Here is a 6,819-nt window from a genome sequence, read left to right as displayed (position 1 = left end):
TAGTGGAAACGGTAACATCGCTCCCGCGGCAATAACGAAACGTCGTGTCAACGTTCGTATGACTAAATTGCCCGTCGCTGTCGCACGACGTCAACGATAGGGCAACTCCATCGACGTTCGTATGGAGAACGTACAAAAGAGATGGGAGGACAATCGCGACCTCAATATCGCGAGCGATATGAATATAGCCTGCGTGCTGGTTATTCGGTTCATCAGCGGTCCGAGCCGTGGCAGCAGCGATGAAACATCATGCCCGGCAGACCGAATGAAGCCACCTCGAAAGCGAAAGAACCAATCAGGCCATTATCCACTCCTTGAAACGACGTGACACCGCCTCGTAGTTTTCTGCCCAGTACTCGCTACTGATCATGAGACTGTGGGGGTTACTTAGATCTGGCTGCCACTTGCGGGCGTCAGCCGACAACATCGACGCCGCTTGCTTCGACGTCGGCGTATTGCCCACTTGATCCTCGAGGCGCACCTGAACTTCTGGGCGCATCATATACGCGATAAGCTGCATAGCGTTTTTTTTTGTTCGGCGCGCCCTTGACCACCGCATAGCCACTGGTGGCAAACACATTTTGTTCGAAAGAGAACGCCAAGGGCACTCCACCGCCGGGCCCGGTTGTCGCCTTGGCGCGAGCGGCGACGGTCCAGCCGAAGTCGACCTCGCCGGTTTGCACGAGGGAGACCGTTTGAGGAGTCGTAGGCGGCCATACGGTACGCGACTTTACTCGGTCAAGCACCTTGAACGCGCGGTTCACGTCGACAGGATACATATCCTTCGGCGCCACACCATCGGCAAGGAGCGCTATCTCCAGAGTCCCGTCAGGTAACGGGCGCATGCCGCGACGCCCCGGAAAGCTGTTCACGTCGAAGAATTCGGCAAAGTTCACCGGATGTTTCCCCGAGTCGTATTTCTTTGGATCCCACGCTATGCCAGAGGTGAAAATTTCATTCGCGATGTAGTCGCTTGCCGGCGCCACCGCCAAATCCTTGAGCTCAAGGATCGAAGGATCCAGCTTTTCCCAAAAGCCCTGCTTGGATCCAGAAGCTAAACGCGCGCCGGTGTTAGTATAAAGATCCCATTCGACATTGCCCGTGAGCAACATAGCTTTAATTTTAGCAAGGTCTGGCGCAGGGATCATGTTAACTTTGATCCCCGTCTCCTCAGAAAAGGGAGTAACCACGGTTCGCTCCAGCACGTCCTGATAGGTCCCGCCCCACGCCACCATCGTCACCAAATTGGAATTGGCCACGGCACGCGAGGGCCGGATCACTATCGGCGCCGCAAGAACGCTGGCGGCGCCGGCAAGGAAGCAGCGGCGTGAGACTGTTGAGATGAGCCTGTTCATGAATATTCCTCCCCGTCGTTCTTGCAATGCAAAGAGCAGTCCTTCTTATCAAAGACATCGCGCAGAATTTCTCCAAATACTCCCCAATTCTGCAGCTTCTCCGTTGTACTTAGGAGTTTACTGCATCATCTAGGCTTCGGTATACCGTTCCAATCTGATTGATACGGAACGACGCGATAGCTGCCAAGAAACTGGCGCATCATAGTCGCTCGGCATTTTCGTGAAGCTAGCTGCGCAGCGCGGCTGCCTGCTCTACAGATCCAGCAAACGCAGCCCTGTCCACGCCGTCACGCGCCGAACGAAGCCAATTCTCGCCTACGATTTTGCAAACGTCGTCGGCTTAGGAGCCTTAACTGCAACGTCAAAAAACGCCGTGATCTAGTCAAGAGTTCCGCCCGTGACGGCGACGCAAAGCGCTCCGCAGCAGGGCGCGCTGCAGGGATGCGGCCGACGAGTCTAACCGTATAGTCGTTCGTGCGGAAACGTGGATGGCCGATCACGAAGTGCAGGAACGCAGGCTTGTCGTCACCCGCGGATGATCTGTCAGCTCCTGCACCATGCGGTCGACGACCTTGTCACGATGCGGCGCCCATGCGGTCACCTTTTCCAGCATCGGATCGTCGAATCGCGTGATCACGACGCGGCGCCGCCGTCAATTCTGATGCCGAATTTCATCGCACCGCGAAGCGGTGTCCGGCCGTATTCGAGAACGAAGCTGTTGTCGGAATTTTTCAGTGCTGATCCGACATTGCATCGCGCGACCAAAGAAGCGGACATATCGGCATGCGGCAGAATATAAGTTCAGTGTTGCCGATGTGCCCGCCGCGGGCGATTCTGATCTGCGCGTTGACGGTGTTAAGGGCGGTCACGACCTCAGCACCGTTTGCTCGACCTGGATGCGCGACTGAGCGAGCTCCGCAACCCTGTTGCTTTACGGTGTGAGCGGTATTGTGCAGCTTGCCTTGAAAATTCATCATCTTCGTTGAAGCCGAGGTTGCGTTGCGCCGAGACCAGTTATGAGAGCGGGTCGCGTAGAGACTAATCGCCGAGCGGCGGGGAGTGCTGATTCCGCTCGATGTCGCCCACCATTCCGGGATCATGCCGCCCGGGGTGACGTGGCCTTCTGGCTCCGATACAGTCCCGCCTTTCGGCTTTCGAAGGGGGACTTGGATGCCGATGGAGAGGTTTGCGATGCGCCATGTGCGCGATGTGATCAGATTGAAGTCGGCCGGGATGCCGACCCGCGAGATTGCGCGGCGGGTGGGGACAGCCCCTTCGACGGTGCGGTTGACGATCCGCCGGTTCGAGGCGGCGGGGCTGACCTGGCTGTTGCCAGACGACGTCACCGACACGGTGCTGGAGGCCCGACTGTTCGCCGGAGCCGGTCCCGGCACCCGGCGGGGCCATCGCCGGCAGGCCGAGCCGGACTGGGCGTCGGTGCATCGCGAGCTCAAGCGCAAGCACGTGACGCTGTCGGTCCTGTGGGAGGAGTACATCGCGGGCGAACCCGGCGGGTATCGCTATTCGCGGTTCTGTGAGCTTTACCGCGCCTGGGAAGGCCGGCTGTCGGTGACGATGCGCCAGTCGCATGCAGCCGGCGACAAGCTGTTCGTCGACTATGCCGGCGACGGCGTGCCGGTGGTGATCGACCGGTTCACCGGCGATCGGCGCGCCGCGCAGATCTTCGTCGCGGTGCTCGGCGCATCGAGCTTCACCTACGCGCAGGCGACCTGGACGCAGGGGCTCGCCGACTGGATCAGCGGCCACGTCGGCGCCTTCGTGGCGATCGGCGGCGTGCCGGCGCTCTTGGTGCCGGACAGCACCAAGGTCGCGGTGATCAAGGCCTGCCTCTACGATTCGCAGATCAACCGCAGCTACGCCGACATGGCGACGCATTACGGCACCGCCATTCTGCCGGCCAGGCCACGGCGGGCACGGGACAAGGCCAAGGTCGAGCAGGCGGTCCTCATGGTCGAGCGCTGGCTGCTCGGACGGCTGCGCCACCGCATCTTCCAGAGCCTCGCCGAGGTCAACGCGGCGATCGCCGAGTTAATGACTCGGCTCAACGAGGAGCGGCCGATCCGGCGGCTCGGCATCACCCGCCGCAAGCTATTGGAGGAGATCGACCGGCCGGCACTGAAGGCCTTGCCGCAGAGCCCTTACGTGTTCGCCGAGTGGCGGATCTGCCGGGTCAGCATCGACTATCACGTCGAGGTCGAGGCGCACTACCACAGCGTCCCGCATCGCTTCGTCCGCGCCGAGGTCGAGGTGCGCGTCACCGCACGCACCGTCGAGATTTTCCACAAGCGAGCGGGTCGCCGCGCATCAGCGCATGGGCGGCAACCACAAGCACACCACCGTGCCGGAGCACATGGCGTCCAGTCATCGGAGCTACGCCGGCTGGACCATCGAGCGCATCCGCAAGGATGCCGCCACGATCGGACCTGCCGCCGCGGCGCTGTGCGATCTGATCCTCGCACGCATCCGAACAGGGCTACCGCGCTTGCCTCGGTCGGAGCATATTCGCGCCCGCCTGACGACGAACTCGATGCCCCTGATTCACTTCGCCGCAGTGCGGCCCACAATCATCCGGCTTGCCTCGGGGCGACCGTCTCCCGTGCCGCATAGACACGCCGCCAATCAAGCCCTTCAAGCAGTGCCGACAATTCCACCGCCGACAAACGCATCATTTTCGGCCAGCGGAAGACGCCTTCCTCGAGCCGCTTCGCGAATAGGCACAAACCCGTACCATCCCAGAAGGCCAGCTTGATCCGGTCCGCGCGCTTCGCACGGAACACACAAACAGCGCCCGAGAACGGATCGGCCTTTATGTGCTCGCGTACCAACATAGCAAGCCCTTCCATTCCCTTGCGGAAGTCGACTGGCTCGGTTGCCACCATCACCCGGACGGGCCCGATCACCGGCTTGCCTTCAACGCATGGACGATGGCCGCAATCATCGCCACGTCCGCGCCTTGGCCGCCCCGGATAGTGACGCCTTCAGCTTCAATCTCGATGCTCCAACATCCGGCTTGGCCTTCCGTCGCGCTGTCTTGCGCTCACGGTCAACCGCGACCGGCGCCATGGCGTCTACCACCGCAGGCACAAACTGCGGATCGTTAGCCATCGGCGCCGGCTGCCGCCGCGCTTGCCGGCGCCAAGTCAATACTTGTTGTGGGGCCAACCCGTGTCGCCGGACAATCTCGGAAACGGCCGCCTGGTACCAGCGTCTCCTCGACAATCCGCGCCTTGTCGGCCTTGGCGAACCAACGACGTCGTCCCGTGATCACTTCCAGCCGGCGCCGTTACATCCGACTTAAGCGTATGGTCAAACATAGACACAAAACGACCCCTTCAAAGAGATCGTGAACTCGCCTATCCCATCTGCCCCGAAAAGGTGGGAGCGGAACGACGCCTTCTCTGGACCGCAGCCTTCTGGCAATGCTAGTCGAAGGCGGCTGGATCGCCCACCACACCAACCTGCTGATCCTGCGGACCATCCGATGTCGGCAAGAGCTGGCTCGCCTCGGCGCTCCGCAATAAGGCCTGCCGCGACAACCGTTCCGTGCTCTATCAGCGCGTCCCGCGATAGTGCACCGATCTCGCTTTGGCCCGTGGCGCCGGCCGCCACCCCCGCCTCCTGCGCGCGATCGGCCGCGTCGATCTCCTCATCCTCGACGACTGGGGGCTCGAGCCGCTCGACGCCGCGGCCCGTCACGATCTCCTGGAGATCCTCGAGGACCGCTCCACCGTCGTCACCAGCCAGCTTCCCGTCGATCAATGACACGCGCCGATTGGCGACTCCACCTACGCCGACGCCGTGCTCGACCGCATGATCCATAACGCCCATCGGATCGATCTCTCGGGGGAGAGCATGTGGCGAAGCCGTAAACCCAGCCGCAAGACCAGAGCAAGTGGAACTGTGGACATGCCGCTGCGCTTAGACAACCCCACAGCGTTGCCCACAGGCGCATCAGAAAACAAGTCGTTCCAGCCACGATTCAAGATTGACCTCGCGACTTCGCCGATGCCAGAAACTAAGCAGCCAGAACGACTCGCGCCCCGGGCGAGATCTGCAGAGGGAGATTGTCTCCTGGTCGCCACAGACAAGACCGTCAAGAATTTCTTCGACCCCGGCCGATTTGCAAGCCGCAGCAGCCTCGCGGTCGCATAAGCAGCCGTCAGCGTTGCTCATGCTCCACCGCCAAAGCCCGGATAGCGCAGTGGATCACGGTCGCAGTTATTTTTCGGAATGGCAACTTTGATCATCGCGATCTCGGCCTTAGCTTATTTGCCAACCGTATCCATCATATAGGAGCCTTGAGAATTAACTGAGATACGAGCTAGCGTCACACTCTCACGCGTTACTGATTGCTCGGCAAGGGGTCTTGTCAAATGGTCGCCGCTGTTGACTACGAACACACATCTTCTCCGCGCTTAAGAACCTCCGCGCGACGCGCTGCGCGGCGGACTACGCGATCCGACTCTCCGCCTTGCCGACTCGCGTTGCGCCTACGCGCTCGCAGCGGCCGCCGAAGCAATGACCAGATTTGTTGTAGCGTTCTTCATGTTGTTTACTCCTCCTCGTATCTCTAGGAGGAGGCAGGCGAGTTGCAACGCCATGGCTTCCGCGTTTCAAAAGCCGCTCATGCGGAGGCGACTTCGAACCCCAATTCTTGGAGGGCAGCAACCGCGGCTTCCTGATCCTGCCGGTAGTTGCCGCCCGATATTCCTATCCCACCAATCAGCTTTCCGTTCTCGATGATCGGGTAGCCGCCGCCGACTGCGACCATCCGGGGACGGGGGATAAGGGGAGCGAGTTTCGGATCGGAAGTGACGCAGTCGTTCCAGACATGTGTCGCGAAACCAGATGATGATGCCGTCCAGGCCTTGTCGATAGCCACTTCCGCCGCCAAAATCGACGCGCCGTCCGTCCGCTGGAACGCGCGGAGGCTGCCGGTCGCATCGGTGACTGCAATAGCGGCTTCAAAACCTATCCGATGAGCGGCGGCACGGGCGGCGTCAATCAACGCGACCGCTGCCTCTCGATTGATAAAGGCCGCAGGAATTGTCTTTGTCGTCATGCTCATTGAAGTCTCCATTTTCGACCGAACGTATTCCGTTCCGGCATATCTTCGCTGCTGTTCAAGCTTGTGATCCGAACCCTCCGAGCACTATCTTTGCCTTGGTCGTGCCGCCTTCGATCATCTCATGCGCCTTTCTTAGATTAGCAGCAACGATTGTATGCGGCGGGTCGTCGTGGTCCGAACCCGACCTTCATCGACCAGGTGCGATACTTCGTTGACAAGTTTTCTCTATCGGACAGATCCGCCGTGCCGTAGATCGGTCGGCTAAACATCAATTCGTGGCAGATCGAACAGTCGCTAGACGTCCAGCATTTGGCGCAACTTCTCCGATTGAGTTTACGACGATTAGCGATCCACCTACTCGCGAACGACCGCGAT

The 6,819-nt window shown here is 60.4% G+C and carries 4 protein-coding genes and 2 pseudogenes; 2 read left to right on the top strand and 4 right to left on the bottom strand.

What is annotated here, in order from left to right; genetic code table 11:
• Nucleotides 1-413 precede the first annotated feature (413 nt).
• On the bottom strand, nt 414-1,355 hold the full coding sequence (locus AKN84_RS40090; protein ID WP_050425878.1) for an extracellular solute-binding protein: 942 nt from the start codon (nt 1,353-1,355) through the stop codon (nt 414-416).
• Between the two features lie 496 nt (nt 1,356-1,851).
• Nucleotides 1,852-1,992 (bottom strand): hypothetical protein, encoded by a 141-nt coding sequence (locus tag AKN84_RS47620; RefSeq protein WP_157863393.1) that lies wholly within the window; start codon nt 1,990-1,992, stop codon nt 1,852-1,854.
• A gap of 554 nt (nt 1,993-2,546) precedes the next feature.
• Here AKN84_RS47620 and istA point away from each other — a divergent pair.
• A pseudogene (istA, locus tag AKN84_RS40085) lies at nt 2,547-3,868 on the top strand (IS21 family transposase); the annotation flags it as partial.
• Nucleotides 3,869-3,940: 72 nt separating this feature from the next.
• Here the strand turns inward: istA and tnpB are convergent.
• Complete coding sequence (gene tnpB, locus AKN84_RS40080; RefSeq protein ID WP_128971586.1) at nt 3,941-4,255, bottom strand: IS66 family insertion sequence element accessory protein TnpB; 315 nt, start codon at nt 4,253-4,255, stop codon at nt 3,941-3,943.
• A 519-nt stretch (nt 4,256-4,774) separates the two neighbouring features.
• Between tnpB and AKN84_RS48605 the strand changes: the two are divergent.
• Nucleotides 4,775-5,249: pseudogene (locus AKN84_RS48605) on the top strand (ATP-binding protein); the annotation flags it as partial.
• Nucleotides 5,250-6,000: 751 nt separating this feature from the next.
• Here the strand turns inward: AKN84_RS48605 and AKN84_RS40070 are convergent.
• Nucleotides 6,001-6,444 (bottom strand): GlcG/HbpS family heme-binding protein, encoded by a 444-nt coding sequence (locus tag AKN84_RS40070; RefSeq protein ID WP_244485742.1) that lies wholly within the window; start codon nt 6,442-6,444, stop codon nt 6,001-6,003.
• Nucleotides 6,445-6,819 lie beyond the last annotated feature (375 nt).

Source organism: Bradyrhizobium tropiciagri, from assembly GCF_001189845.1.
Lineage (GTDB): Bacteria > Pseudomonadota > Alphaproteobacteria > Rhizobiales > Xanthobacteraceae > Bradyrhizobium > Bradyrhizobium tropiciagri.
The sequence above is the reverse complement of the archived record's forward strand: the minus strand, read 5'-3'. Positions and strand labels throughout refer to the sequence as shown.

Coding starts and splice junctions, on each gene's coding strand:
- AKN84_RS40090 (WP_050425878.1), bottom strand. CDS start 1,355: ATGAACAGGCTCATCTCAACAGTCTCACGCCGCTGCTTCCTTGCCGGC.
- tnpB (WP_128971586.1), bottom strand. CDS start 4,255: ATGGTGGCAACCGAGCCAGTCGACTTCCGCAAGGGAATGGAAGGGCTT.
- AKN84_RS40070 (WP_244485742.1), bottom strand. CDS start 6,444: ATGAGCATGACGACAAAGACAATTCCTGCGGCCTTTATCAATCGAGAG.